29 protein-coding genes are annotated in these 24,545 nt (G+C 39.6%); all 29 read right to left on the reverse strand.

Translation table 11 applies throughout. The annotated features are described in order from the left end of the window. Window positions 1–42: 42 nt before the first annotated feature. Window positions 43–624 (reverse strand): DNA-3-methyladenine glycosylase I, encoded by a 582-nt coding sequence (locus ACSYTJ_RS04945; protein ID WP_491719634.1) that lies wholly within the window; start codon window positions 622–624, stop codon window positions 43–45. 83 nt (window positions 625–707) lie between these two features. Then, a complete protein-coding gene (locus ACSYTJ_RS04950) occupies window positions 708–1,826 on the reverse strand; it encodes a D-alanine--D-alanine ligase family protein (RefSeq protein ID WP_491716497.1) in 1,119 nt (372 codons plus the stop codon). 82 nt (window positions 1,827–1,908) lie between these two features. After that, window positions 1,909–2,688 carry a hypothetical protein gene (locus ACSYTJ_RS04955; protein ID WP_491719635.1) on the reverse strand — a complete coding sequence of 260 codons (780 nt, stop codon included), beginning with the start codon at window positions 2,686–2,688 and terminating at the stop codon, window positions 1,909–1,911. A gap of 29 nt (window positions 2,689–2,717) precedes the next feature. Next, window positions 2,718–3,494 (reverse strand): hypothetical protein, encoded by a 777-nt coding sequence (locus ACSYTJ_RS04960; RefSeq protein WP_491719636.1) that lies wholly within the window; start codon window positions 3,492–3,494, stop codon window positions 2,718–2,720. Then, window positions 3,484–4,362, reverse strand: a complete 879-nt coding sequence (locus ACSYTJ_RS04965; protein WP_491719637.1) for an ATP-binding cassette domain-containing protein — start codon at window positions 4,360–4,362, stop codon at window positions 3,484–3,486. Before ACSYTJ_RS04965 ends, ACSYTJ_RS04960 begins: the two co-directional genes overlap by 11 nt. Further along, complete coding sequence (locus tag ACSYTJ_RS04970; RefSeq protein ID WP_491716501.1) at window positions 4,349–4,726, reverse strand: GntR family transcriptional regulator; 378 nt, start codon at window positions 4,724–4,726, stop codon at window positions 4,349–4,351. The genes ACSYTJ_RS04965 and ACSYTJ_RS04970 overlap by 14 nt, the downstream gene beginning before the upstream one ends. Window positions 4,727–4,854: 128 nt before the next feature. After that, complete coding sequence (locus tag ACSYTJ_RS04975; protein ID WP_491716502.1) at window positions 4,855–5,679, reverse strand: MetQ/NlpA family ABC transporter substrate-binding protein; 825 nt, start codon at window positions 5,677–5,679, stop codon at window positions 4,855–4,857. A gap of 16 nt (window positions 5,680–5,695) precedes the next feature. After that, window positions 5,696–6,388, reverse strand: coding sequence for a methionine ABC transporter permease (locus ACSYTJ_RS04980; RefSeq protein WP_491716503.1), 693 nt, complete (start codon window positions 6,386–6,388; stop codon window positions 5,696–5,698). Further along, a complete protein-coding gene (locus tag ACSYTJ_RS04985; protein ID WP_491719638.1) occupies window positions 6,381–7,415 on the reverse strand; it encodes a methionine ABC transporter ATP-binding protein in 1,035 nt (344 codons plus the stop codon). Before ACSYTJ_RS04985 ends, ACSYTJ_RS04980 begins: the two co-directional genes overlap by 8 nt. 313 nt (window positions 7,416–7,728) lie before the next feature. Continuing rightward, window positions 7,729–8,862, reverse strand: coding sequence for an FtsW/RodA/SpoVE family cell cycle protein (locus tag ACSYTJ_RS04990; protein WP_491717306.1), 1,134 nt, complete (start codon window positions 8,860–8,862; stop codon window positions 7,729–7,731). 115 nt (window positions 8,863–8,977) lie between these two features. Continuing rightward, window positions 8,978–9,199 carry a DUF2969 family protein gene (locus ACSYTJ_RS04995; RefSeq protein WP_491716505.1) on the reverse strand — a complete coding sequence of 74 codons (222 nt, stop codon included), beginning with the start codon at window positions 9,197–9,199 and terminating at the stop codon, window positions 8,978–8,980. 43 nt (window positions 9,200–9,242) lie between these two features. Further along, a complete protein-coding gene (yidD, locus tag ACSYTJ_RS05000; RefSeq protein WP_491719639.1) occupies window positions 9,243–9,518 on the reverse strand; it encodes a membrane protein insertion efficiency factor YidD in 276 nt (91 codons plus the stop codon). Window positions 9,519–9,542: 24 nt separating this feature from the next. Beyond that, the gene (locus ACSYTJ_RS05005) at window positions 9,543–10,538 is read right to left on the reverse strand and encodes a rod shape-determining protein (protein ID WP_491716507.1); all 996 of its coding nucleotides are present in this window, start codon (window positions 10,536–10,538) and stop codon (window positions 9,543–9,545) included. A 119-nt stretch (window positions 10,539–10,657) separates the two neighbouring features. Next, complete coding sequence (gene murA, locus ACSYTJ_RS05010; RefSeq protein WP_491716508.1) at window positions 10,658–11,971, reverse strand: UDP-N-acetylglucosamine 1-carboxyvinyltransferase; 1,314 nt, start codon at window positions 11,969–11,971, stop codon at window positions 10,658–10,660. Between the two features lie 14 nt (window positions 11,972–11,985). Beyond that, the gene (locus ACSYTJ_RS05015; protein WP_491716509.1) at window positions 11,986–12,225 is read right to left on the reverse strand and encodes a DUF1146 family protein; all 240 of its coding nucleotides are present in this window, start codon (window positions 12,223–12,225) and stop codon (window positions 11,986–11,988) included. 134 nt (window positions 12,226–12,359) lie between these two features. Further along, window positions 12,360–12,782, reverse strand: a complete 423-nt coding sequence (locus tag ACSYTJ_RS05020; RefSeq protein ID WP_491716510.1) for a F0F1 ATP synthase subunit epsilon — start codon at window positions 12,780–12,782, stop codon at window positions 12,360–12,362. 12 nt (window positions 12,783–12,794) lie between these two features. After that, a complete protein-coding gene (atpD, locus tag ACSYTJ_RS05025) occupies window positions 12,795–14,210 on the reverse strand; it encodes a F0F1 ATP synthase subunit beta (RefSeq protein WP_491716511.1) in 1,416 nt (471 codons plus the stop codon). Between the two features lie 21 nt (window positions 14,211–14,231). Then, window positions 14,232–15,122 carry a F0F1 ATP synthase subunit gamma gene (locus ACSYTJ_RS05030; protein WP_491716512.1) on the reverse strand — a complete coding sequence of 297 codons (891 nt, stop codon included), beginning with the start codon at window positions 15,120–15,122 and terminating at the stop codon, window positions 14,232–14,234. Between the two features lie 20 nt (window positions 15,123–15,142). Beyond that, window positions 15,143–16,678 (reverse strand): F0F1 ATP synthase subunit alpha, encoded by a 1,536-nt coding sequence (gene atpA, locus ACSYTJ_RS05035; RefSeq protein WP_491716513.1) that lies wholly within the window; start codon window positions 16,676–16,678, stop codon window positions 15,143–15,145. A 32-nt stretch (window positions 16,679–16,710) separates the two neighbouring features. After that, window positions 16,711–17,256, reverse strand: a complete 546-nt coding sequence (gene atpH, locus ACSYTJ_RS05040) for an ATP synthase F1 subunit delta (protein WP_491716514.1) — start codon at window positions 17,254–17,256, stop codon at window positions 16,711–16,713. After that, window positions 17,243–17,761: a F0F1 ATP synthase subunit B gene (atpF, locus tag ACSYTJ_RS05045; RefSeq protein ID WP_491716515.1), complete on the reverse strand. Its 519-nt coding sequence runs from the start codon at window positions 17,759–17,761 to the stop codon at window positions 17,243–17,245. The genes atpH and atpF overlap by 14 nt, the downstream gene beginning before the upstream one ends. A 43-nt stretch (window positions 17,762–17,804) precedes the next feature. Continuing rightward, complete coding sequence (gene atpE, locus ACSYTJ_RS05050; RefSeq protein ID WP_491716516.1) at window positions 17,805–18,017, reverse strand: F0F1 ATP synthase subunit C; 213 nt, start codon at window positions 18,015–18,017, stop codon at window positions 17,805–17,807. A gap of 39 nt (window positions 18,018–18,056) precedes the next feature. After that, window positions 18,057–18,773 (reverse strand): F0F1 ATP synthase subunit A, encoded by a 717-nt coding sequence (gene atpB, locus ACSYTJ_RS05055; protein ID WP_491716517.1) that lies wholly within the window; start codon window positions 18,771–18,773, stop codon window positions 18,057–18,059. A 252-nt stretch (window positions 18,774–19,025) separates the two neighbouring features. Beyond that, window positions 19,026–19,658, reverse strand: a complete 633-nt coding sequence (gene upp / locus ACSYTJ_RS05060; RefSeq protein WP_491719640.1) for a uracil phosphoribosyltransferase — start codon at window positions 19,656–19,658, stop codon at window positions 19,026–19,028. A gap of 17 nt (window positions 19,659–19,675) precedes the next feature. Beyond that, window positions 19,676–20,920: a serine hydroxymethyltransferase gene (gene glyA, locus ACSYTJ_RS05065; protein ID WP_491716519.1), complete on the reverse strand. Its 1,245-nt coding sequence runs from the start codon at window positions 20,918–20,920 to the stop codon at window positions 19,676–19,678. Window positions 20,921–20,973: 53 nt separating this feature from the next. Beyond that, entirely contained in the window at window positions 20,974–21,996 is a 1,023-nt protein-coding gene (locus tag ACSYTJ_RS05070; RefSeq protein WP_491716520.1) for an L-threonylcarbamoyladenylate synthase, read from the reverse strand. A 14-nt stretch (window positions 21,997–22,010) separates the two neighbouring features. Then, window positions 22,011–22,853 (reverse strand): peptide chain release factor N(5)-glutamine methyltransferase, encoded by an 843-nt coding sequence (prmC, locus tag ACSYTJ_RS05075; RefSeq protein ID WP_491719641.1) that lies wholly within the window; start codon window positions 22,851–22,853, stop codon window positions 22,011–22,013. Further along, entirely contained in the window at window positions 22,846–23,940 is a 1,095-nt protein-coding gene (gene prfA, locus ACSYTJ_RS05080) for a peptide chain release factor 1 (RefSeq protein WP_491716522.1), read from the reverse strand. The genes prmC and prfA overlap by 8 nt, the downstream gene beginning before the upstream one ends. A 19-nt stretch (window positions 23,941–23,959) precedes the next feature. Further along, window positions 23,960–24,538 carry a thymidine kinase gene (locus tag ACSYTJ_RS05085; RefSeq protein WP_491719642.1) on the reverse strand — a complete coding sequence of 193 codons (579 nt, stop codon included), beginning with the start codon at window positions 24,536–24,538 and terminating at the stop codon, window positions 23,960–23,962. Window positions 24,539–24,545: the final 7 nt, after the last annotated feature.

Raw genomic sequence — 24,545 nt, forward strand, 5'->3', positions numbered from 1 at the left:
CTCCTATTCCTTTTAGATCATCATAATATATATTAACTAAAATTAGCAATCTCTTTTATCAAAATTTATGATTTGTTGGTATCTAAAACACTTGGTCTCATGGTCATTAACGACCCCAGCAGCCTGCAAAAAAGAATACATCGTTGTTGGCCCTAAGCGCTTAAAGCCCAGCTGTTTGAACTGTTTAACGTACGGTTTAACAAAATCAGTTACATCTAATTCTTCAACAGTTTTTCTAAAATGATTTAGCGGTTTTTTATTGGTATTTTGCCACAAAAGATCAGAAAGGGATTGTCCAGATGTTGATAACGATTGCACGACCTTAGCATTATCGATCGTGGCTTGAATCTTCGCGCGATTTCTAATAATGGCTGCATCACCCATCAATCTTTCAAAATCATCAGCACCATATTTACTAACCACTTCAAAATCAAAGTTAGCAAAATCATTGCGTAACGCCGCCCGCTTTTTTAGCACCGTCAGCCAACTCAATCCCGCTTGAAAAATTTCTAACGTCATTAACTCAAACAATTTTTGATCATCATACTCTGGGACCCCCCACTCAACATCGTGATAGACCATTAACTGCGGATCCTTTTGCGCCCATTTACAACGATATACCATTGCATTTGCCCCCTTTAATTTAGTCCCATATTATTAAATACGCTAATAATGAAAAAAAACATCCAAAAATGGATGTTTTTTTACTATTTAGATAACTTTTCCTTCCCAAGGGGAGTAAAGTCATAATGGAGCTTTTGTCTTCTCGCATATTCAGCGAAGGCCAATTCAATTAAGCGATCAATTAATTCGGTGTAAGAAATTCCAGAAGCACCCCATAGTTGTGGATATAAACTAATGTTAGTGAACCCAGGAAGGGTATTAACTTCTCCCAAGTAAGGTTCTTCATCCTTAGAAACTAAGAAGTCGATCCGTGCCATTCCCTTTAAACCGAGTGCCTTATAGGCAGTCAATGCCATATCGGTAATTCGATTGGCTAGTTTTTCAGAAACTTGCACTGGGATATCGAACTTCACTTCACTGGCATCCACGAATTTGTTTTCGTAAGTATAGAATTCGTCGTTCTCTGGCACCCGAATTGCCCCTAATTTAGAAGCAATTGGCTTTTCGTTCCCTAAAATCGAGATTTCAAGTTCTTCAGGGCCTTCGATGGCTTCTTCAGCTAAGACCTTATAATCATATCTAAAAGCATCTGCTAAGCTAGCTTGGTATTCCTCAGCATTGTTCACCTCATGAATCCCAACTGATGAACCTTGGTTAGCAGGCTTTAAGAAGATTTTAGGACCAAGTTCTTTGGCCAGGCGGTCGTATGAATAGTCCTGTTCGTTATCAGGAGTCAATAAAACATACTTGGTATTTTGAACGCCGTAAAGGTTGAGCATCTTTTTAGTGATGTCCTTATCATAAGCCATTGCGGATTCCAAGATTCCACTGCCGACCCATGGCTTTTGCAGGAGTCTAAAGAGGCCTTGAATCGTCCCATCTTCCCCCAAATTTCCGTGAATTACAGGAAAGAAAACGTCTACATCCTTGATCTTACCAAGGTTAGCAATATTAGCCAATGGATCTGATTGGTCAACATTAGGCATTACAGATGCCACTACTGTATCTTCATCTTCACCATCAAAAACGCGATGGGAATCTTCATCGCTAAGGATATATCCATCCTTAGTCACTAAGAATAAGCTGACTTCGTACTTATTCTTATCCATTGCATCGTAAATATTATGAGCTGAACGCTTCGAAACATCGTGTTCTGAAGAGTTACCCCCAAAGAGGAGTGCAACGTGCATTTTCTTTGTCATTTTTTTACCGTCCTATCTATCGTTCTCAGAAACTTCATTATAGCATATTAATTAATAGAATAGTTACGTTTCAGGATAATTTTTAGTTCCGATGGAGTTGTAAGTGACGAATAATAAACCGAATTAACAAAGTTAAAATGCCGTTCAGCACTAGTAATGTGATGATCAAATTAATTGGATTAGATGGTGCATCACGCCGATAGCCGAACAATAAATTAAAAATAGCTGTCAAAACATTATCAATAGTATCGGAGTCAATCGAATGGTTGGCAACGAATATTTCGATTCCAATTGCAGTAATGCTAAACAACGCAACCGTTACCATTACCCACCCGACAAAGAATAGAATCACAATCCACTTTCTAATTTTCTTAGAAAATAAATTGAAGAACGCTCCTAAAAATTCACCAATTGAAAGTAAAAAGTAGCCATATAGGATACTGATAATAAAAATAGTGATCACATTCAAAAAGCCAATTGAAAAGAAACCATTATATGAATTAAACGTATCGTCAATCAAACTAAAATTAAAAACCCGATTTAAAAATGCAATCACAACCGATAACGCAACAATCAATAACATATCATTCTTAAATAGTTGGGTTCTAGAAAAGCTGTTTTGAATTTTACTTTTAAAAGCTAAATCAAAGTTAATCCCAATAAAGACCGTACTAAGTAATAGTATCAATTCAGGAATTGAAGAAACATCATTCTTTGACAACCATAAGCCATGGCCACTAGCTAAACTAAATCCCCCAGGAATAATTAATTTAACTAATAATAGGCCCAAAATAAAACAACCCAAGTATTTTAAAAAGCTCTTAAGGTCAATTTTCAAACTCGCCTTTAATCGACTATCCATTATTAATCCCCCCTCTCTTTTTCGACACCCTAACTTCTGCGAACCTGGACGCGCAAGATAATAAAGCGAGCCAACCAAGTCAGCAAGCCAGCACCCACCAACATCGTCACGATCATGTTGAGTGGGTTCCAAGCGCCGTGTTCTTTAAACCCAAATAATACGCTCATCGTTAATTTCAAGATGTTTTCAACCGTCTGAGTATCAATAACGTGATTCGAGACCAACATTCCAACTCCAAACGCCGCTTCATTAAATAAAGAGATACTAACGAACAAAAAGCCAGATACAATTAATATTGCAATCCAATTCCGTATTTTCTTCGAAAACAGGTTCAAAAACGCCCCTAAAGATTCGGCTGCAATAAACAATAAGTAGTTCCCTAAAAATGATATAATCAAAAGGGCTAAAAAGTTTACCAATGGATTCGTAAAAAAGCCATTGTAAGTCGGATTAGAACCCAGCCAACTTAGGTGCAAAATGCGTTCCAAAATGGTAACGAAAGCAGTAATTAATGTAATCATCCAGAAATCATTCTTAAAAATCTGGCCCCTAGCAAAACCATTTTGCACCTTCATCAAGAACCATTGATCAAAGTAACTAAAAATCAACGCTGCCGAAAATAAAAGCGGAAAATTAAAATAAGTTAGCATCGAGCGGATCGAAGGTGCATCACCACCGTCAAATAAATTGTCAAAGATTAAAAGAACAGCTAAAAAAGCGATAAATAATAAGGCCAGGAATCCAAAAACCTTTAAATAGTCCTTGATGCTCACGACGAGTAAGTCTTTCATTCGATTAGTCATCATTTTCTAACTCCCCCTTCCGTTTCGTTAGGTAGATGAACAGCGTTTGTAAATCCAGCCCTTCGATCTTGACCGTATCAGGAATCCGTTGGTCATCATTGAGTGGTCCGTAAACGTAGTTCGTCTTTAAGTTCGCCAATTGCTTAGTACCGATAACGTTCAACCCGGCACAGTACTCGTCGAGCTCTTTTTCCGGTCCCGTGATCGTATGGGCGTTCTTTAAAACCGATTCGTTGTCCCCACTCACGATTACATCACCATGGTCAATAATTGCAACGTCACTAACGATGTTGGCCACTTCATCGATCAAATGTGTCGAGATGATGAACGTCCGTGGATGGTCACTGTAGGATTGAATCAATTCGGAATAGAACAACTCACGGTGGTTAGCATCAAGGCCTAATGTCGGTTCATCGAGGATCACCACTTCGGCTGGCACACATAGTGCAATAATCAGCTTCACGATTGAATGGTACCCGGTCGATAACTTGCCGAACTTAGTCTTAACGTTCACATCGAACTTACGGATCAACTCGTCAGCTAAGCGTTGGTCAAAGCCGTCGTAAACCGCAGCAGTCGTCTTGATGATGGTTTTGACCTTCGTTGATTCTTGGTACAAATTATCCTGACTCATCATAAAGACCTTGGACAACGCATCGCCGTTATCGTGCATCACGGCCCCATCCAGCTTCACCTGCCCGGAATTAGCAAAGATTCGGTCGGTAACGATGTTCAACAAGGTACTCTTCCCTGCTCCATTCCGCCCCAATAAGCCGTAAATTTGATTGGATTCAAACGTTAAGTTAATATCATTCAATACGCTTTGTTTGTGAAAATGCTTGTTTAAATGCTCAATTTTAATCGTGCTCATTTTGATACCCCCGTTGAATTAATTTCAAAACATCATCTTGATTTAGCTTTAATTTATCGGCCTCATTAATTAGGTCTAAGATAAAATCGTCATAGAACTTAGCCCGCCGTTTTTCAACCACCTTTTTTTGACCGTCAATGGTAACGAACGTCCCCATTCCACGCCGTTTTTCTAATAGTCCTTCACTCACCAATATGTTCATCCCCTTTAATACCGTTGCTGGATTAATATGAAACTGTTTTGATATTTCAGTCGTCGATGGAATCTGTTCATTCTCGGGAAACGCTCCCGTAAAGATAGCATCTTCAATCTGGTTAGCCACTTGTAAATAAATCGGCTCTGCACTATCAAAGTCAAACTGCATTGATTCTCACATCCTTCAAAACTTCACTGTTAATAATCAGTTAATTACTTATGTAACTAACTATACATATAGATATTAAAAAAGTCAAACAAAAAAGGACTGGAAAAAATTTCCAATCCTTTTGCGTATTAATACTTATGAGCAGGAACAACCCCACCCTTATAGTGATCATAAATCCATTTTTGAACTGGTTTGGATTCCAGCACCTTCATTAATTTCTTAATTTGTGGTTTATTCCGATCTTCTTTTCTGACTACGACGATGTTATTGTATGGCGAATGTGGATCACTCTTTTGAAGCGCGATCGCTTGTTTCTTAGGATTCAAACCACTTTGCACCGCGTAGTTAGCGTTAATTGCGACCGCATCACCTTCACCGTTTTCATAGATCTCGGGAAGTAGCTTTGGTTCATATCCAGTCTTGAAATTCAAGTGCTTGGGATTGCTTACGATATCTGAGAAGTTCGCTTGTTCGATGCTAACGCCAGGTTTGATTTTGATTAATCCCGCCTGTTGGAACAATTGTAAAATTCTTCCATAATCAGGAGCGTTATTACTTACCAAGATGGTAGCGTTATCCTTTAAGTCCTTCAGACTTTTGACCTTCTTAGAATAAATCCCCATTGGTTCCAAATGAACGGCCCCCACATCAACTAAGTCGCCATTATTTTGCTTATTCCATTGATCCAAAAATGGAATCGTTTGGAAGTAATTGGCATCTAGTTCACCAGAAGCAAGTGCCTTATTTGGCAATACGTAGTCTTGGAAAACTCGGATGTTCAAATGAATCCCCTCTTTTTCCAATTCTGGTTTAATGTGATTCAAAATTTGGGCGTGGGGCACATTTGAAGCCCCAATGGTCAATGAATTTTTAGAATGTGTTTCACCGGGTCCAATCACTAGCAACGCAATAAACGCAATAATTAAGGAAAGAAAGAAACCGACTTTTTTCATTGTTGTACCCCCTTAATTATAGTCCTCGTTTATCAGTGCCCTTAACGAATGCATCCCCAACGTATTGCACAATAAAGACAAAAATCAAAATAATGACAGTTGCCACTAAGGTAATACTATTGTTGTTCGATTGGAATCCATCAAGGTAGGCTAGGTTTCCTAAACCACCAGCACCGATGGCTCCGGCCATGGCAGTGTATGAAATCAATGAAATCGTAGTCACGGTCGCACCGGCGATCAATGCAGGAGTACTTTCTGGAATCAATACCTTCCAGATAATTTCCCAGTTCGTGGCTCCCATTGACTTCACTGCTTCGATCACGCCATTGTCAATTTCACGGAAGTTAGATTCAACGATTCGCGCATAAAATGGTGCTGCTGAAATGACCAATGAAGGAATTGCAGCGGTGGGGCCAATAATCGTTCCCACGATGTTCTTTGTAATTGGTAATAACAACACGATCAAAATAATGTATGGAATCGATCTAAAGATATTGACCAATACTGAAACTACGATATTCAATACTCGATACCAAAATCCCTTTTTATCGCGTGTTTCAAACAAGATGAGCCCCAATACGATTCCGATTACCGCAACTAAAATCATTGCCACTAAAGTCATCCAAATCGTTTCCCAGGTTGCTGCCCACATATTTGGCCAATTAACGTTTTTAAATTGAAAATAAGAACTTAACCCTTGATTACCCACGGCTAATGACCTCCGTTTCTACTTTTAATTCTTTAAAGTCTTGTAGTGCTTTTTTTTGTTCTTCTGAATCACCAAGTAATTGAATGACTAATACCCCAATCGTTCCATTTTGAGTTGGGTGTAAAGCCCCCTCAATAATGTTAATTTCTAGGTTTGGCCGTTGTTTAGCAACTTGTGATACCACTGGTGATTGCGAACGTTCACCACTGAAGATCAACTTAATGATCGATCCATTTGGATAACGGCTCACTAACTCATCCAATGCCATCATCGTGTCGCTACCATCAGGAGTATCATTCTCACTAACGAATCGCTTGGTAATTGATTGCTTGGGATGGTTAAAGATTTCACTCACCGTCCCGCGTTCTACGATCTCACCATTTTCCATTACGGCTACATTTTTAGCAACCTTTCTAATCGCATGCATTTCATGCGTAATTAGAACAATTGAGATGCCAAGGTCCTTATTGATTTTAATCAATAGGTCTAAGATTTCATCAGTGGTTTGGGGATCCAAAGCACTGGTGGCTTCATCAGAAATTAAAATCTTAGGATTGTTTGCCAACGCCCTAGCAATCCCAACTCTTTGCTTTTGACCACCTGATAATTCTGAAGGATAGTCTGATTCACGACCCTTTAAGCCCACTAATGCTAGTAGCTTTTTGGCCTTTTGTTCACGCGTTGCCTTATCCACATGGGCGAGTTCTAGGGGTAACGTCACGTTTTCAATGATCGTCCGTGACCATAGTAGGTTAAAGTGTTGGAAAATCATCCCAATTTGCTTTTGTTGTTCTCGCAAATCACGCCCACTTAGCTTGGCAATATCATGACCATTGATTTCAACAGACCCTGTGGTTGGAGTTTCCAAACCATTTAACATTCTCACTAACGTACTCTTCCCAGCTCCAGAATAACCAATAATTCCAAAGATATCACCGTCGTCAATCGTTAAATTAACGTCGTTGACCGCCTTTAATTGGTTGTTCTTAAGCTGAAAGACCTTTGATACATCTTTAAACTTAATCAACTTAATTTCCTCCTCAAATAAAAAAACTCTTCATCCTAGGGAAAGGACGAAGAGTTTTCGTGGTACCACCTTTTATTTACCACTACTTCGCAGTAGCAGTCTTAACAAGTAATTTTACTTAACGATATAATGGTCGTTAATCATTGACGGCTAATCGATCGACTCACCGTAAACTATTTTGTAAAGACCATCTTCAATGAATGCAACGCTTTCTCACATCGACCGAAAGCTTTCTGACTGTTTGCTAACCATTTACTCATCTTTAACTTACTAATTTATAGTATACAAATTAACTAATCTAATGTCAATCTAGTTATGAAAAATTCTTAGGCCGTCGACTGAACATATAGCTTCTATTATGGTATTGCATCGACATTATCAATCCAATTCCCATCATGTTACCAATCAACGAAGATCCACCCTGACTAATGAACGGAAGTGGAATCCCAGTCAATGGTAATAGTCCGATACTCATTCCAATATTTTCGAAAACGTGGAATAAAATCATCATGATAACCCCAGTTGAAATATATGCATAAAAAACGTTTCTAGTATCGAAAGTAACTCGAATCATTTGATAAATTAAAAGGAAGTAAATAAAAATTAAGATACAGCCCCCAATAAAACCAAAGTTCTCTCCGATGACTGAAAAAATCATATCTGATTCACGAACTGGAACGTATACCTTAGAAACGTTAAATCCAGTTCCAGTAATCCCCCCTGAACCAACGGCTTTAATACTTTGCCATAGTTGATAACCTTGGTTAGTGGTATCAGCAGAAGGGTTCAACCAACTATCAATTCGTTGGAATTGATAGAGTTGAAAACCAAAATGGGTCAATAAATTACGTCCTGGAGTGGAGGTCACTAACCACAATGTAGCCAATCCGACCAGTGCTCCCGCCCCAAATAGTGGCGCTAAAAGCTTCCAAGTAATTTCAGAGACAACCATAAACCCAACAAAGATGGCAACGAACACCAAAATAGTCCCAAAATCATTTTGTAACTTCATTAAAACAACAATTGGTAAGGTCCAAAGAACCATCCGCCATAATAAAAGTAAATCGTTTTTGGGGGTATGGGTGTATTTATCATTATGTTCAACGGTTACCTTTGCCAGCATCAGAATATATGCTGGCTTCATTACTTCCGATGGTTGAAAAGTAAAGGGTCCAATTGCAAACCAGTTTTTCGCCCCCGTCTGTGCAGCGTACGCTCGACTATAGAAGAAGAGCACTAACACCAATAACGCAATTCCGAACCAATAAGCTAATGGTGCTAATTTCCAAAGTTGTTCAGAATCAAATTGCATGATCACGACTACAGCTACCGCTCCAATTGCATACCACAGAACTTGCGGAATCAACTTACTAACTACACTCGAAGAATTATTATCGTGTGACACGGCAACATAAATCGAAGCGATTCCAATTACCGCTAGAAGCATTACACTTAAAATGATTCCCCAATCAATTCGATTATCTCTATCGTTTTTGCTATTTTCATCATCAGTCCGATCCAATGAAATCAAGCCTCCTCGACTATCATATTGACGTTAATTATTAATGGTGTAAATTATACTCACTAATTAACTTTTCAATTCCTTCATCAACTGATTTTACAGGAAAGGTTTTTTTATGACGATAATCAGCTACAATTCCAGTATCTGAGGTTGTAATCTCACCAATAACGTCTGAATTAATTTTTAACGTTTGAATTAAAAATCCCTTCGAATTAGTTTTTTCAGTAATATTAACTTCAATATTTTGTTTCTTTTTACTCATGATATCCCCCCTAAAAAGAAAAGTAGTCGGATCACATGAGCGACTACTTTAAATTCATTGAACGCCGATATTCATCACGTGCGCGTTTATTTCTAAAAATTGTAAAGTACTTTGGAACGGGGTCGTAACCACCCTTAACAAAGGGATTGCACCTTAAAATACGTGCCATCCCCATGATGATTCCCTTAAGTGCCCCGTGTTCCTTAATTGCAGTAATCGTATATGCAGAGCATGTTGGTGAGTAGCGGCAACTAGGCGGCAACAATGGTGAAATAATTTTTTGATACCCGCGCACCATCATAATTAAAAGCCTACGCAAATAAACACCTACTCTCTAATATAATTATTTGCTTTCAGTTTTATCAATATGTTCAAGCAGTGCTCCAGCACCCCTTGCAACGTTATCAAGTGGTTTTTCAGAAATGACCACAGGCACCGTTAAAGCATCTGAAATTCTTTGATCAATTTTACGTAATAATGCACCACCACCGGTGAGCATTACTCCACGATCAACAATATCCGAAGCCAATTCTGGTGGAATCACTTCTAAAACGTCCTTTGCACCACTTACAATGGTATCAACGGCATCTGAAAGTGCATCACAGATTTCATTACTATCAATTGTAATCGAGCGTGGCATTCCAGAGAGTGCATCCCGTCCCCGCACTTCCATAGTACGAATTTCATCTTTTTTGTCCTTAACAGCAGTCCCGATCTCGATCTTGATGCGTTCTGAAGTATGATCACCAATAATCAAACCATGATTATCCTTAATGTAGCTAACGATCATATTGTTCATCTTATCACCAGCAATCCGAATCGAATTACTTGCAACGATATCACCAAGTGAAATGACTGCGATATCACTAGTTCCACCACCCATATCGATTACCATGTTTCCAAATGGTTGGAAAATATCCATTCCAGCACCGATTGCAGCAACCTTTGGTTCTTCTTCTAGATAGACCTTACCGCCACCAGATTTTTCAGCGGCTTGGATGATTGCCTTTCTTTCAATGTTAGTGATATTAGTAGGCGCACAAATCATAATTTTTGGTTTGGACATAACGCCCTTTACGTTCAATTTATTAATAAAATAAGAAAGCATTTTTTCAGTAACATCAAAGTCAGAAATAACCCCATCTTTTAGAGGTCTGATGGCTCGGATGTTACTAGGTGTCCGCCCCACCATCCGATAAGCTTCGCTTCCTACTGATAATACTTTTTCAGTTTTAACGTCCACAGCTACAACTGAGGGTTCGTTTAAAACAATTCCCTTACCAACAACATATATCAAAACGTTGGCAGTCCCTAAATCAATGCCGATGTCTTTTGCCATCTTGCAATTTCCTCCTGAAAAAAACTTTTAATGCAACTAATTAATTATAGCATAGTTTATATTAGTTAACATATACAAAAAGGAGTTCTAAAGAACTCCTTTACAATTCAAAACAATTATTATCTATTTTCCTTAGTCCCTTGTTTTAAAATGATTTTACCATCTTCACTAACATTAATTCGCTTAATCTTAGCACCAAGGGCAGCTAATTTACCATGGAAGTTATAGTATCCACGGTCCAAGTACTGTAGATGACCAACAGTTGTAATTCCTTTAGCAGCCAATCCAGCAATTACCAATGCCGCACCAGCTCTTAAATCAGTTGCAGAAACTTCAGCTCCGTTAAAATCAGTTGGACCCTGCATTACGACGGTCCGACCATTAATTGTATAATGAGCATTCATCCGCCGTAGTTCCTCTAAATGCATGAAACGATTTTCAAAAACCGTTTCAGTCATCGTACTGGTCCCATTGGCTAACAATTGCAAAATTGTCATTTGCGGTTGCATATCAGTCGGAAAACCAGGATAAGGCATCGTTTTAACATCAGTCGGCTTTAGCTGCTTAGGACCAATTACCTCAATTCCTTCATCTCTTTCGATGATCGTAACTCCCATTTCACGCATTTTAACGATCAATGGCTTATTGTGTTCAGCAATCGCATCCAGAATCAAAACATCACCTTGAGTGGCTGCAGCCGCCACCATAAAGGTCCCAGCTTCAATTCGATCCTGTACAACACTGTGTTCAGCACCGTGCAACTCTTTAACACCTTCAATTTTAAGTGTTTCAGTCCCAGCACCAACCACTTTTGCACCCATTAAATTAAGGAGCATTGCCAGATCAACAATTTCTGGCTCACGGGCAACATTGCGAATGGTGGTCTTACCCTTAGCAAGGGTAGCAGCCATCATAATGTTTTGAGTAGCACCAACACTTGGAAAATCAAGGTAAATATCACTACCGACAAGGCCGTCCTCAGCAAAAGCTTCGACATACCCGTCATGTTGTTCAATCCGAGCCCCTAATTTTTCAAACCCCTTTAAATGTAAATCAATTGGTCGCGATCCAATCGCACAACCACCTGGTAGGGCAATCTTTGCATGACCCAAGCGGGCTAACAATGGACCCATCACAACAATTGAAGCTCTCATTTTTGATACATATTCAAAAGGTGCTTCTGATGAAATATTCTTAGAAGCATCCAAAATAATTTGATTTTTATTTTTATTGAATTCAATTTTAATGTTTAAAAAACGAAGGACTTCGTTCATTGTATATACATCTGATAACAATGGAACGTTATCGAGGGTTACTCTATCTTTACTAGCGAGGATCGAAGCAGCTAACAAAGGCAAAACAGCATTTTTAGCACCTTCGATATGTACTTCACCAGTTAAACGATTGCCACCCTGCACAACAATCTTATCCAAAACAACAAAACCTCCTAGAGCAATTTAGTGAAAGCGGACAAGCCTAAAATCGCATTAATAATGTCGATAAAAAATGAACTACAGATGAATCCAACAACTACGGATAACATCACGATCATCATTTTTGCTTGTGGTTCATGCATCCTAATGTATCGCTCAATGTGAATATCTTGAATCCACCAAAAAGCAATTGAAATAAAAAACAAATGACTAACAATTGTTACAATTGAAATAATCAAACTAGAATGTACCATAAATCCGACCTTCCCTATTTCACTACTATATCACATTTTATACTAAATATCTTTTATATTCCTTAATTGTAACATAGCAAAAAAAGAGACCACAAAAGTTATTACTCTTTTGCAATCTCTTTTATTAAAATTTATTAATGACGAGCAACGTGAATCCGGTTGACGGCACGTTGTAAGGCAATTTGACTACGGGTAATAGTCTGATTGTCATGTTTACTTTGTGCTTCTTCCAGTCTTTGTTTAGCCCGATCACGTGCCCGTTCAGCACGTTCAACATCAATATCGCCTTGCTTTTCAGCACTATCGGCAATAATGGTTAAAACGTTATTGGAGAATTCAACAAAACCACCATTAACGGCAATTTCATCTTCTTTACCATTATCGTATTTAACTCGCGCTTCGTCTACTTCTAGAGAAGCGATAACAGGAAGATGGTCATGCATAATCCCAAGTTCACCAGTTTTGGTTTTAACAATTACTAGATAAGCTTGGTCATTTTGATAGACCATTCCATCAGGAGTAACGATACTAATGGTTAATACTGAGTTATCAGCCAATTAGAACCCTCCTTAGTTGTTAGCGTTTGCCTTCATCTTTTTAGCGTTTTCTTCAACGTCTTCGATTGGACCACAGTTTCTAAATGCATCTTCTGGGATGTCATCGTATTTACCATCTAAGATGGCTTTGAAACTGTCAACAGTCTTTTCGACAGGAACGTACTTACCAGGAAGACCAGTAAATTGTTCAGCAACACTAAAGCTTTGTGATAAGAAGAATTGAATCCGACGAGCACGGTTAACGATCGTCTTTTCTTCATCTGACAATTCATCCATCCCTAAGATAGAGATAATGTCTTGTAGTTCACGGTATCTTTGAAGTACTTGTTGAACTTCATTGGCAACTTCATAGTGCTTTTGACCAATAATAGCAGGGTCAAGTGCAGAAGAAGTAGATGCCAATGGATCCACGGCTGGATAAATCCCTTGTTGAGTTAATGAACGCGTCAAGTTAGTAGTGGCATCCAAGTGAGCAAAAGTAGTTGCTGGAGCAGGGTCGGTATAATCATCGGCAGGAACATAAACAGCTTGGATGGATGTAATGGCACCCTTCTTAGTTGATGTGATCCGTTCTTGTAATTGACCCATTTCAGTAGCTAACGTTGGTTGGTAACCAACGGCTGATGGAATCCGTCCTAACAAGGCAGAAACTTCCATTCCGGCTTGGGTAAATCTGAAGATGTTATCAATGAACAATAGCACGTCAGAACCCTTAGCATCACGGAAGTATTCAGCAATTGTTAAACCAGTCAAGGCAACCCGCATACGGGCACCAGGTGGCTCGTTCATTTGTCCATACACCATGGCAGTTTGCTTAAGAACACCCGAACCCTTCATTTCGAAGTACATATCGTTACCTTCACGAGTCCGTTCACCAACACCGGTGAAAACAGAAATTCCGTTGTGTCCTTGAGCAATATTATGGATTAATTCTTGAATTAAAACAGTCTTACCAACACCGGCACCACCGAAAAGTCCAACCTTACCACCACGAATGTATGGTGCTAATAAGTCGATAACCTTAATTCCGGTTTCAAGCACTTCAGTTGAAGTACTTAATTCGTCGTATGCTGGTGCGTCTCTATGAATTGGCCAACGTTCAGCGTCTGGACCGAATTCAGGACCGTTATCGATTGTATCACCGAGAACGTTAAAGACCCGACCTAAAGTATCGTCACCAACAGGTACTGAAATTGGGGCTTCAGTATCTTCGACTTCCATTCCACGACGTAAACCATCGGTTCCGTCCATGGCAATGGTCCGAACAACACCGTTACCTAATTCCAACATAACTTCAGTAACTAAATCTTTATCATCATTACCACTCTTAATCTTAAGGGCAGTATTGATATCAGGTAATTTAACATCCGCAGGGAATTCAACGTCAATAACTGGTCCGATTACTTGGATAACTTTTCCAGTACTCATTATTCGTTAATTCCTCCCATATTAATGCTTCAAGGCTTCTTGACCACCTGTAATTTCAGTAATTTCAGTGGTAATTGCAGCTTGACGAGCTCTATTATATTGTAATTGTAACTTTCCAATTAAATCTTCCGCATTATCAGATGCAGCACTCATGGCAGTTGAACTAGAAGCATGTTCAGAAGTTTTGGCATCTAGGATTGCTCCAAAGATCAACCCTTCAGTGTATTGGGGAATTACAACCCGCAATACGGAACCTTCATCTGGTTCAACGTCATAAGTAGGACCGATTTCGGATGCTTTCACATCCCCACTCTTTCCAGTATTAATTGTTTCGTCATCCAATGGCAACATTTTTTCAGCCCGAAAGTTTGAAGTCATTCGGTTCACAAAATGACTATAACAAACGTAAAGTTCGCTAAAGACACCATCATTATACATCGAAGTTACCGTATCAACAATTTCCTTTACTTCTCTAAAAGTAGGAATATCAGAAACGCCCCGGTATTCATAAGCAACGTTTGCACCACGCTTCTTATAAAAATCGGCACCGTTTCCACCAACTGCTAATAATAGGTAATCGTCGTTATTTGGTGTGTGCTCTTGAATAAATTCATTCGCACCGCGAATCACATTACTATTATAACTTCCAACCATTCCACGATCAGACGTAATAACTAGATAGGCAGTCTTACCCTTGGAGTTTGACTTACTTGAGGAATTAAAGTTATCTAATAAATGAGTCTTAGCTAAATGCAATACAACCGCTTTAACACGTGAAACATATTGTTCATAACTAACCGCATGCTTTTGGATTTGGGTCAACTTTGCAGTTTGCACCATTTCCATCGCAGTGGTAATTTGATGTGTTTTTTTAGTTGATTGAATGCGATGTTTAACATCATTCAAAGACATTGTTTCACCATCCCTTCAAGCTAGTTAGTTTGTTTATCGTCTTCTTGAGATTGACTTGGTTGGAAATTTTGAGCAAATTCCTTAACAGCACTACTAAATGTATCTTCATCTGGTAAGTTACCAGTTTTAACAATACTGTCTAAGATATCTTGATGGTTAGACTTGAAGAAGTCGATTACTTCTTCTTGATAACGTTGGATATCACCTAATTGAACCTTGTCCAAGAATCCACGAGTTAAACAGAAAAGTACAAGGACTTGTTGTTCAACTGGCATTGGATCATGAAGTGGTTGCTTAAGAACTTCAACGGTTCTAGCACCACGGTTCAACTTAGCTTGGGTTGCAGAATCCAAATCAGAACCAAATTGAGCAAATGATTCCAATTCACGATATGATGCAAGATCCAAACGAAGGGTCCCACCAACCTTCTTCATCGCTTTGATTTGGGCATCCCCACCAACACGGGAAACAGAAGTTCCGGCATCGATGGCTGGACGAATTCCAGAGTAGAATGAATCAGCGTTCAAGAAGATTTGACCATCAGTGATGGAAATAACGTTGGTTGGGATATATGCTGAAACGTCCCCTGCTTGAGTTTCAACGATTGGAAGTCCGGTAATTGAACCGCCACCTAACTTATCGTTCAACTTAGCACAACGTTCTAGTAAACGGGAGTGGGTGTAGAAGATATCACCAGGATAAGCTTCACGACCTGGAGGACGACGCAAGATCAATGAAAGTTCACGATAAGCATTAGCTTGCTTAGTAAGATCATCGTAGATAATCAAAACATGCTTACCCTTATTCATGAAGTATTCACCCATTGCAGTCCCAGCATAAGGTGCGATGTAAAGTAATGGAGCTGGTTCTGATGGACCAGCAGAAACAACGATCGTGTAATCCATTGCCCCAAACTTTTCAAGCGTATTCACTTGACTCCGCACAGTTGAATCCTTTTGTCCAATGGCAACGTAGATACAGATCATGTCTTGATCCTTTTGGTTCAAGATCGTATCAATTGCGATTGAAGTCTTACCAGTCTTACGGTCACCGATAATTAATTCACGTTGACCACGACCAATTGGAACTAATGCATCAATGGCTTTAATCCCAGTTTGTAATGGTTCTTCAACACTTTGACGGTCCATGATTCCAGGAGCTTTACGTTCGATTGGTAGAGTCCCATCACTCTTAATGTCGCCCTTACCATCGATTGGTTGACCAAGGGCGTTAACGACCCGTCCAACCATTGATTCACCTACTGGAACTTCCATGATTCGGCCAGTTCGCTTAACGGAATCGCCTTCACGAATACCATCAAAATCACCTAAAACAACGATACCAACATCATTGCTTTCGAGGTTTTGAACCATTCCATAAACGCCATCTGAGAATTCAAGTAATTCACCAGATAGTGCATTATTTAGACCGTGAGCACGAGCAATCCCGTCACCAACGTAGGTAACGACACCAGTTTCTTCAACTGAGAGCTCGTCCTTGTATCCGGCTAATTGTTGCTTGATTAAAGCACTAATTTCCTCAGCCTTAATGCTCATAAAAGTTTTCACCTCTTCGATTTAGATATCGTTTACTTTAATAGGAGTTGCTTTACGCGATTAAGTTTTGACTTAACGCTCCCATCAAAGGTAACATCTGCTGATTTAATAATTAAACCACCAATAATACTTGGATCAACCTTGCTATCCAAAACAACCTTCTTGGCACCAGTGCGCTTAGCAAAGGCGTCCTTTAATTTAGATTGTTGTTCAGCGTCAAGAGCAACGGCACTGATTAGCTCAGCGTGAACAATATGGTTATATTCATCATAAATGTCAGTAAAGGCATCAATGGTCGCAACCATTTTATCCATATTATCACTACCAGCTAAAACCTGAATTAAGTTTTGAATGTATTTTGAACTAGCACTATCAATCATTGACTTAACTAATTTAGCTTTATCAGCTTCTGGAAAGCTAACGTTGCTCAATACCGGAGCAAAACTAGGGTTATCTTCAAAGACCGCCTTAATTGACTGTAAGTCTTCATAACCAGAATCTAGTTCATTATCAGCCTTTAGTAAGTCGAATAACGCTTTCGCGTAGCGTTTTGAAAATGTAACTTTATCTAGACTCATTTTGCTTCCCCAACCCTTCGATGTAAGAATCAATTAGCGCCTTCTGGTCGTTTGCGTTTAATTCTTTTTGAATGATCTTAGAAGCGATTTCAATAGATAAGTTTGCCACATCATTTTTGGTATTTGCTAAGACGTCTTGACGTTCTTGTTCAATACTCTTGTGAGCATTGTCCTTGATGGTTTGAGCATCGTTTTGTGCGTCAGAGACGATTTGTTCTTGTTGCTTTTGACCTGATTGCTTAGCGTTACTAATAATCGTACTTGCTTCATCATGTGACTTGTCAAGTTCTGCTTGACGTTGCTTAGCTAAACTATCGGCTTCTTGATTTTTTTGCTTTGCAGAATCAATATCGCTAACGATTTGTTGAGTCCGTTCGTTCAACATTTTGTTGATCGGTTTCCAAGCAAAAATTTTAATCAAGAATACTAGAACTAAGAACAAGATTAAGTAGTAAAGCATTGTTCCGTAAGCTAATTCAGCTCCGAATACCAACTGTGAAAGCATCTATTGACACCTCCTTACGTCAATGTAATGTTTGAGTTTTAAATTACTTACCCATAAGAATGAAACCAACAACGACAGCTAAGATAGGCATAGCTTCAACCAAACCAACACCAATAAACATGTTAGTAAATAACTTACCTTGCATTTCTGGTTGACGAACCATTCCTTCTAGTAACTTAGAAGCAACGATACCATCACCGATACCACCACCGATGGCAGCACCTGCTAAAGCAATACCAGCTCCGATTAATCCCATAACTATAGTCCTCCTTATTTATAGACAATTTAAAAAATATTATTCAGCAGATATTTTTCCATTAATATATACTGAAGTTAAGGTTACAAACACGTAGGCTTGGATCGCACCTAGGAAAATTGAGAACGCTTGCCAGATTAGCTCAATTGGTGCTAACCCGATAATGGTGACAATTCCATCTGAGAATGCCAAACCACCGACAAGTTTCAAAAGAATTTCACCGGCATAAATAACCCCGAATAAACGAAGTCCTAAGGTTAGGAAATTCGAAAATTCTTCAAACAATGCGAGTGGGAACCAGAATACGAATGGTTCTAGATACGTATTCTTAAAGTACCCCCCAAACCCAAGCTTCTTAACACCTACGTAGTGAGATAGCGTAATTGTGAACAATGCTAATGTCATCGTAAACATTGGATCCGCAGTTGGACTCTTAATGTAAGTGACACCATTTACATCTACTTGAAGCATTAAACCTAATTGGTTTGACACAAAAATTAAGACAAATAAAACAAATCCATAGAGTTTAAAACTAGCAGCATCGTTATCGCTCATTGAACCACGCGTAGTCGTATTAGAAAAATCAATTAATGATTCTAACACGGCTTGTTTCTTACTAGTGGGACGCACTTGCAAATTACGCGACAACCAAACTACGATCACTAATACGATTGCTGCAGCAACTGTTGCCGCAACCATATTACCAATATTAAATGTTAATCCACCAAGGTGGAAAGTTGAAATTTTATCATTCAAGAATTTCACCTCTTTTCATGTAACCTATCCAACTATGATACACCTATTACAATTCAAATGTAATAAATATACAAGATTATTTATTCAAAAGTGAATTTGTATTTATCTTAATAAATACACTAGAAATATTACCACTGTTTTAAAATTATTTCAAAGCAAAAAGTAAATTTGCGTTAATTTACATTACAAACATCTTAAAGAATATCAAATAAAAAAGTATCGCCTAAAACTAGGCGATACTTTCCCTTATTTCTATTTCGTGCCAAATAAGCGGTCCCCTGCATCACCAAGTCCAGGAAAAATATACCCGTCTTCAAGGTGATCATCGAGGGCTGCTGCAATGATGTCGACATCTGGATGGGCATCTTGAAGCGCTTTGACTCCCTCTGGAGCAGCAACTAAGCAAATAAATTTAATGTTTTCGGGTTTAGCACCACGCTTTTTAAGCGCATCGATTGACATATTTGCGGAACCACCAGTTGCAAGCATTGGATCCACAACAAAAATTTGCCGTTGGTCAATATCGGAAGGTAATTTCACAAAATATTCATGTGGTTCGAAAGTTTCTTCATCCCGATACATCCCGATATGGCCAACTTTAGCGGCTGGAATCAAATCAAGCATTCCATCGACCATTCCAATGCCGGCCCGTAAAATGGGCACCACGGCCAATTTTTTACCCGCTAATTGCTTTGAGGTCGTCTTCCCCATTGGGGTTTCGATCTCGACATTTTCAACGGGTAAATCACGCGATGCTTCAAAGGCTAGGAGCCGTGCAATCTCATTCGTCACCTCACGAAATTCACGCGTTCCACAATTTTTGTCCCTAATAATCGTTAATTTATGTTGAATCAATGGATGATTCATCACTTCAAGTTTACCCATTATAAATCTCCTTTAGCTTACCATTCGATTGGGTGAGCGTCAGTCAATCCTTGAACTCCAGCGCGAACTTCCTTCATTACTTGGTCATCGTCATGTCCATTAATCACGTCCAAGATTAATTCAGCAACGCGAGTGGCATCGGCTTCTTTAAATCCACGGGTCGTGATGGCAGGAGTCCCAATTCTAATTCCACTGGTTTCTGTTGGCTTGCGCTTATCATTTGGAAGCATTTCTTTATTGGTAGTAATCATAACTGATTCTAACATTTCTTGTAGTTGACGACCAGAAATATCAGTCTTACTTAAGTCTAAGTTTAATAAGTGGTTATCAGTTCCACCGGATACAACACTTACGTTATCGGAATCGTTGAATACCTTTGCCATTGCCTTGGCATTCTTGATGATTTGTTCACAATAAGTCTTGTATTCTGGTTGTAAGTCTTCGTAGAAGGTTTCAGCCTTAGCGGCGATCACGTGTTCTAGTGGACCCCCTTGAGTTCCTGGGAAGACTGCGGAATTGATCTTTTTAGCATACTTTTCTTGGGATAGAATTAAACCACCACGAGGTCCACGAAGAGTTTTATGGGTAGTAGTGGTAACAACATCGGCAATGCCAACTGGACTTGGGTGTAAACCAGTGGCAACTAATCCAGCGATGTGGGCCATATCTACCATTAAATATGCACCGACAGCATCAGCAATTTCTCTGAACTTCTTCCAGTCAATGATTCGGCTGTAAGCAGAAGCTCCGGCAACGATCATCTTAGGTTGAACTTCCTTAGCGGCTTCCATAATGGCGTCATAGTCCAATTCTTCACTGTTAGGGTCCAAACCGTAAGTGAAAGTGTCATAAATCTTTCCTGAGAAGTTAAACTTCGCACCGTGGCTCAAATGACCACCGGCGTTTAGGTCCATTCCTAAAATTCTGTCACCAGGCTTTAAGAAAGCAGCGTAAGCAGCTTGGTTGGCTTGGGAACCAGAATGGGGTTGAACATTGGCAAATTCGGCACCAAAAAGCTTCTTGGCACGATCAATGGCAAGTTGTTCAACAACGTCGATAAATTCACAACCACCGTAGTAACGCTTTTCAGGAAGCCCTTCTGCGTACTTGTTGGTCAAAACAGTCCCTTGGGCTGCCATAACGGCATCGGAAGTGATGTTTTCGGATGCGATCAATTCAATGTTATCTTGTTGGCGATTCTTTTCATTGTCAATTGCTGCCCATAGTTCTGGATCTGCTGCACGATAATCATATTTAATCATTATTAAAACCCCTCATGTTTTATATTCCAAAAATGATACTTGTAAACAACCAGTTATTTTTTAATCTCAAAATGCATTTGACCAGCTGATTTGTTCAACCGATTCATGTATGCCTCACCTAATCCATCCGCTTTGAAACCCTCAGTTAAAATCGCTTTAACGTCGGGTTCGTCATCAAAGTGCCGTAAACCCTTGAACAACAAGTGGCTGGCTGACTTTACATCAGCTCCTAAGCTAAATAGTTCAACGTTTGCGGGCCACTTTGCACTGTTCATTACTGCATCGGTAGTCATTACGCCGACCTTAGTAGGTTGAGCAGCGGCCCATTGACTAGCTTGTTGCCAATCAGCATCGTGATCAACGATGTAGACCTGTGCATTTGGTGCATAGTGTTTATACTTCATGCCCGGCGCTTTAGGCGCTTCGCTGCCAGACACACTATGTTTTTCGTCGTCAACGGTACCCAGGACAGCGCGTAGCTGTTCTGCAGTCACGCCCCCTGGCCTTAAAATGGCTGGCACGTCAGTTGACATGTCTAAAACGGTTGATTCGACCCCGATATCAGTGGGGCCATCGTCAATGACTCCCGCAATCTTACCATTTAAATCATGGTAAACATGCATTGCAGTGGTTGGACTAGGCTTGCCTGAAGTATTCGCAGATGGACCAACTAATGGTACGCCAGCGGTTTTAATCAAATCAATCGTAACTTGATTTTTAGGATTTCTAAACGCTGCAGTATCTAGACCACCAGTGACCGCCTTCGAAAGACTATCAGGCTTTAATTTAAAGATTATTGTTAAAGGGCCAGGCCAAAATGTCTTAATCAATTGCTTAGCAGGTTCGGAAAGTGGTTCTGCGTATTTTTCAACTGCCTCAATTCCAGAAACATGCACAATCAATGGATTATCACTTGGTCGTCCCTTTGCCGCATAAACTTTTTTTACCGCCGCTTCATTAGTTGCATCAGCGCCAAGTCCATAAACCGTCTCGGTCGGAAAGGCAACTAAATCACCGCGCTTAATATCTTCAGCAGCCTGTTTAATTTCATTAGGCTGATAAATGTGAGTTTCCAAACTCCAATCCCTCCTTAATATTTGATTCTAACCATTCTTTGATTACCATTAAAATCCCTTCTGGTCTCAATTTTAGCATCGGGAACTGCATGTTCAAAAATTGCAACTACTGCGGACTCCTGATGAAAACCAATTTCCAAAAAGATTTCACCATGCGGCTTGGCGACGGATCTAAAATGATCAGCAATACCTTGATAAAGCGCAAGACCGTTATTTTTAGCAAACAAAGCTAAATGTGGTTCAAAATTAATAACGCTCTCATCCATATATTTTACCTCATTTTCCGAAATATATGGGGGATTACTGACAATTAAATCGTATTTTTTATAAAAAATTGAAGAAAAAAGGTCGCTTTGCACGAATTTTATTGGTAATTTACGAACGTTCGCGTTTTGTTCAGCTACTTTTAAAGCTGATTCCGAAATATCTGATCCAGTAATCGACCATTTTTTTCGTTCCGCTTGCAAGGCGATTGCAATCGCACCGCTCCCAGTGCCAACATCTAAAACTGATATGGGTTCATCGTCGTGCGTTTCTAAAATCCAGTCAACTAGCTCTTCAGTTTCTGGACGGGGAATCAAAACAGCTGGGTCAACATTGAGCGTGTGGCCATAAAAATCAGCAGTTCCAATAATGTATTGAGGGGGTTGTCCGTCTAGATAACGGTTAATATCTTCTTGATACTGGGCTAATTGACTTTCAGACATGAAATCACGATAGTGTAATAATAAATCCGTGTCAGACCACTTCAATCGATGAATCAATAGGTAGTTAGCTACCGATTCATCCATGTTATGGTCCTTAATACACAAAGAAGCCCTTTTCTGGGCTTCAAAAAAAGTAATTGAATTAACCATTGCTCAATTGCTCCAACTTATGGGCTTGATCAGAAATAATCAAAGCATCGATAATTTCTTCCAAATCACCGTTCATGATCTTATCCAATTTATTTAGTGTCAGACCAATCCGATGATCAGTGACCCGATTTTGTGGGTAGTTATAGGTCCTAATCCGTTCGGAACGATCACCAGTTCCGACAGCGTTTTTTCTTTGTTCATCATACGCTGCGGTTTCTTTTTGTTGGTAATAATCATAAACCCGCGCCCGTAGGATTTGCATTGCTTTAGCACGGTTTTGTTGTTGGGAACGTTGATCTTGCATCGTTACCACGATTCCAGTGGGCAAATGCGTCATCCGCACAGCCGATGAAGTCTTATTAATATGTTGACCACCAGCTCCAGAAGAACGGTAAACATCCACTCTGATATCCTTTGGATCAATATCGATATCGACATCTTCTGCTTCAGGCATGACCCCAACTGTAGCAGTGGAGGTATGAATTCGACCAGCTGATTCGGTTGAAGGAATTCTTTGCACCCGATGGGCTCCGTTTTCAAACTTCAGTTTAGAATAGACCTTACTTCCTGTGATCATCAAGGTGATTTCCTTAAATCCACCAACTTCAGTTTCATTCTTATCAATCACTTCAGTGGTCCATCCCTGCTTTTCAGCATATTTGGAATACATATTGAATAAATCAGCAGCAAAAAGGCTTCCTTCGTCACCACCAGCGGCTCCGTGAATTTCCATAATGATATTTTTATCATCATTCGGATCTTGTGGTAGTAACATGATCTTGATCTTTTCTTCGATTTCTTCATCCTGTTGGGTCAGATCATTTAATTCATCCTTGACCATTTCGGTCATATCATCATCTAAATTATCATTTAACATTGCCTTATCTTCAGCAATCGCATCCGTAATCTGTTTGTACTTATTATATGCAGCAACTAGATCACGCAAACTCCCCTCTTCCTTAGAGAGCTTCATAAACCGTGGTGTGTCAGCAATCACTTCTGGGTCACTGATCAATTCGTTCAACTCGTCATAACGGTCAACTGCGGCTTGCAGTTTATCAAAAATTTTCTCAAAATCGCTACTCATTAATGGTGCGCCTCACTTTCTATATTTTATCTAACGGTGGATTAAAGTAATGCTTACGGCAAACTGGATAGTATGATTCATTACCACCTACTTGAATTTGTTCACCCTCATAAACTGGATGATGATCTTGAAAGCGCAATGGCATCGTGGCCTTGCGATCGCAGAACCAACAAACGGTTTTCATCTCTTCGATCTTATCAGCAAAGATCAACAATGCCTCAGAACCCTCGAACAAATGGTTCTGAAAGTCATTTTTAAGGCCGAATGCCATTACCGGAATCCCTAATTCATCAACAATCCGTGTTAGTTGTAAAACATGGTCCCGTTTTAAGAACTGGGCTTCATCAACTAATACACAGTTAGCATCTGGGTTCGTTTGCTTGACGTATTCAAACACATCCGTATCGTCCATGATCGGCACGGCCTTGCGTTTCAAACCGATTCGCGAGGCCACCATGCCAAAACCATCCCGTGTGTCTAAGCCGCTCGTCATAATTATGACTGATTTACCCTCTTCTTCATAATTATGGGCCACCTTAATAATTTCAATTGTTTTACCACTATTCATTGCGCCATAGCGGAAATAAAGCTGGGCCATTTAAAAA

The organism is Nicoliella sp. ESL1113, from assembly GCF_058509245.1.

What these genes read in the sequence shown, in the direction of transcription:
- atpF (WP_491716515.1), bottom strand. Translation starts at nt 17,761, where the DNA reads ATGCTTTCACAGTTGGTATTCGGAGCTGAATTAGCTTACGGAACAATG.
- atpA (WP_491716513.1), bottom strand. Translation starts at nt 16,678, where the DNA reads ATGAGCATTAAGGCTGAGGAAATTAGTGCTTTAATCAAGCAACAATTA.
- atpH (WP_491716514.1), bottom strand. Translation starts at nt 17,256, where the DNA reads ATGAGTCTAGATAAAGTTACATTTTCAAAACGCTACGCGAAAGCGTTA.
- prfA (WP_491716522.1), bottom strand. Translation starts at nt 23,940, where the DNA reads ATGAGTAGCGATTTTGAGAAAATTTTTGATAAACTGCAAGCCGCAGTT.
- ACSYTJ_RS04955 (WP_491719635.1), bottom strand. Translation starts at nt 2,688, where the DNA reads ATGGATAGTCGATTAAAGGCGAGTTTGAAAATTGACCTTAAGAGCTTT.
- ACSYTJ_RS05085 (WP_491719642.1), bottom strand. Translation starts at nt 24,538, where the DNA reads ATGGCCCAGCTTTATTTCCGCTATGGCGCAATGAATAGTGGTAAAACA.
- ACSYTJ_RS05015 (WP_491716509.1), bottom strand. Translation starts at nt 12,225, where the DNA reads ATGGTACATTCTAGTTTGATTATTTCAATTGTAACAATTGTTAGTCAT.
- ACSYTJ_RS05030 (WP_491716512.1), bottom strand. Translation starts at nt 15,122, where the DNA reads ATGTCTTTGAATGATGTTAAACATCGCATTCAATCAACTAAAAAAACA.
- ACSYTJ_RS04975 (WP_491716502.1), bottom strand. Translation starts at nt 5,679, where the DNA reads ATGAAAAAAGTCGGTTTCTTTCTTTCCTTAATTATTGCGTTTATTGCG.
- ACSYTJ_RS05005 (WP_491716507.1), bottom strand. Translation starts at nt 10,538, where the DNA reads ATGGCAAAAGACATCGGCATTGATTTAGGGACTGCCAACGTTTTGATA.
- ACSYTJ_RS04945 (WP_491719634.1), bottom strand. Translation starts at nt 624, where the DNA reads ATGGTATATCGTTGTAAATGGGCGCAAAAGGATCCGCAGTTAATGGTC.
- glyA (WP_491716519.1), bottom strand. Translation starts at nt 20,920, where the DNA reads ATGATTAAATATGATTATCGTGCAGCAGATCCAGAACTATGGGCAGCA.
- atpE (WP_491716516.1), bottom strand. Translation starts at nt 18,017, where the DNA reads ATGGGATTAATCGGAGCTGGTATTGCTTTAGCAGGTGCTGCCATCGGT.
- ACSYTJ_RS04950 (WP_491716497.1), bottom strand. Translation starts at nt 1,826, where the DNA reads ATGACAAAGAAAATGCACGTTGCACTCCTCTTTGGGGGTAACTCTTCA.
- ACSYTJ_RS04990 (WP_491717306.1), bottom strand. Translation starts at nt 8,862, where the DNA reads ATGCTTCTAGCGGTAATTGGAATCGCTTCGATTTATGTTGCCGTGTCA.
- ACSYTJ_RS04970 (WP_491716501.1), bottom strand. Translation starts at nt 4,726, where the DNA reads ATGCAGTTTGACTTTGATAGTGCAGAGCCGATTTATTTACAAGTGGCT.
- ACSYTJ_RS04965 (WP_491719637.1), bottom strand. Translation starts at nt 4,362, where the DNA reads ATGAGCACGATTAAAATTGAGCATTTAAACAAGCATTTTCACAAACAA.
- prmC (WP_491719641.1), bottom strand. Translation starts at nt 22,853, where the DNA reads ATGGTTAATTCAATTACTTTTTTTGAAGCCCAGAAAAGGGCTTCTTTG.
- ACSYTJ_RS04960 (WP_491719636.1), bottom strand. Translation starts at nt 3,494, where the DNA reads ATGATGACTAATCGAATGAAAGACTTACTCGTCGTGAGCATCAAGGAC.
- atpD (WP_491716511.1), bottom strand. Translation starts at nt 14,210, where the DNA reads ATGAGTACTGGAAAAGTTATCCAAGTAATCGGACCAGTTATTGACGTT.
- ACSYTJ_RS04995 (WP_491716505.1), bottom strand. Translation starts at nt 9,199, where the DNA reads ATGAGTAAAAAGAAACAAAATATTGAAGTTAATATTACTGAAAAAACT.
- upp (WP_491719640.1), bottom strand. Translation starts at nt 19,658, where the DNA reads ATGGGTAAACTTGAAGTGATGAATCATCCATTGATTCAACATAAATTA.